Origin of the sequence: Mycobacterium simulans (genome assembly GCF_900232995.1) — a bacterium.
Classification (GTDB): Bacteria; Actinomycetota; Actinomycetes; order Mycobacteriales; family Mycobacteriaceae; genus Mycobacterium; species Mycobacterium simulans.
In genome coordinates, this window is record NZ_OCVX01000046.1 from 1 (window position 1) to 895 (window position 895).

1 protein-coding gene is annotated in these 895 nt (G+C 68.5%); it reads right to left on the reverse strand.

What is annotated here, in order from left to right:
- A partial coding sequence (locus MSIMFI_RS26910; RefSeq protein WP_396820597.1) for a hypothetical protein occupies positions 1 to 895 on the reverse strand: 895 nt, incomplete at both ends.

The window sequence follows — 895 nt, forward strand, 5'->3', positions numbered from 1 at the left end:
GGCTGGGGCGCCGCTCAAAGCGGCGTTGAGGGCGGCCTGGAACGCCGCATTCAATCCGCTCAGGCTGATCTGTATGGCCGGCAAGTTGCCGGACAGGACGGCGTTGATGGTCGCGCTGAGGGCCGCGCTCAGGGCGGGCAGGCTAATGCCCAAACTGGCCGACAACTGAGCGGCGATGTTGGGCAGCGCCGCGCTGAAGCTGGCGGCGAGGTTTTGGCTGGCGTTGATCAGCGCGGTTAGCGCCGCTTGGAAGGCTGGGGCGCCGCTCAAAGCGGCGTTGAGGGCGGCCTGGAAGGCGGCGTTCAATCCGCTCAGGCTGGCTTGGAAGGCGGGCAGGCTGCCGGACAGGATGGCGTTGAGGGTGGCGTTGAAGGCGGCGCTGAGGGCGGGCAGGGTGGCCCCGAAGGCCCCCGAGAGCGCGGCATTGAGTTGGGCGGCCAGGCCGGGCAGCGCCGCGCTGAAGCTGGCGGCAAAGTTTTGGCTGGCGTTGATCAGCGCGGTCAGCGCCGCTTGGAAGGCTGGGGCGCCGCTCAAAGCGGCGTTGAGGGCGGCCTGCAAGGCCGCATTCAATCCGCTCAGGCTGATCTGTATGGCCGGCAAGTTGCCGGACAGGACGGCGTTGATGGTCGCGCTGAGGGCCGCGCTCAGGGCGGGCAGGCTAATGCCCAAACTGGCCGACAACTGAGCGGCGATGTTGGGCAGCGCCGCGCTGAAGCTCGCGGCGAAGTTTTGGCTGGCGTTGATCAGCGCGGTCAGCGCCGCTTGGAAGGCTGGGGCGCCGCTCAAAGCGGCGTTGAGGGCGGCCTGGAACGCCGCATTCAATCCGCTCAGGCTGATCTGTATGGCCGGCAAGTTGCCGGACAGGACGGCGTTGATGGTCGCGCTGAGGGCCGCG